An 810-nucleotide genomic window follows, 5' to 3' on the forward strand; every position below is an offset into this window, starting at 1 on the left:
AGTGACACCCTCTTGGAGTTCTTCAAACATTCGGGTGAGGAAGGGCCAACTGGATTGCGCATAGAGCGTGGTCACCATGGCTGTGCGGAGCATTCCATCGTCAACCAGGCGACCGTCGGCGTGACGCAAGGGCTTTTCTTCCAGCTCGTCATACAGGTCAGAAACTCCTTGTAGGCGCTCCTCCAGCGAACCGTCAAACGGGCACGAGTTCGTCAGATCGCACTCCACTAAATAAGCCTCGAGAGCCTCTTCAAAACCGCGATGCTGGTTGACGACCAGATCAAACTGGCTCGCCCCAGGATCCACGGGGCCATCGAGCGCCATGCGGCCGACCCTCTCCGGAAAGGTGTCGATATACAAAGCCCCGATCAAAGTCCCGTAGGAGTAGCCGAGGTAGTTCAGCTGTTCATCACCCACGAGGTGGCGCAAGAGATCCAGATCCCTCACCGTCGAGAGTGTGTCAACGAATTCCAAAAGCTCACCAGTGTTGGCTTGGCACTCTTGACCAAAGCGAATCGATTCAGCGAGAAGCTCGGCATCCCACTCTGGTGTGTCCGGCTCAGCCTCGAGCTCTCCGAAGAAGAAGTAATCCAACTCTGCATCGCTCGCCGCACAGGAGACCGGACTCGAGAAGTTCACACCCCTGGGATCCCAGCCAATGACATCGAAAGACTCGCGGAGCGCTTCGGACACCGCGAAATCGACGCTATCGAGGACAAATTCATAGCCGCTCGCACCAGGGCCACCGGGATTCACAAACAACGATCCCAGGGCTTGGCCCGTCGCACTGTGACGAGAAAGCGCGAGAGT

General features: G+C 57.3%; 1 protein-coding gene. It reads right to left on the reverse strand.

The annotated features are described in order from the left end of the window. The coding region (locus AC1QQ2_RS14590; RefSeq protein ID WP_479713690.1) for an alpha/beta fold hydrolase at positions 1-810 on the reverse strand (810 nt) is incomplete at both ends.

The sequence above is a fragment of the Aestuarium sp. genome (assembly GCF_023253315.1).
Classification (GTDB): domain Bacteria; phylum Pseudomonadota; class Alphaproteobacteria; order Rhodobacterales; family Rhodobacteraceae; genus Marivivens; species Marivivens donghaensis.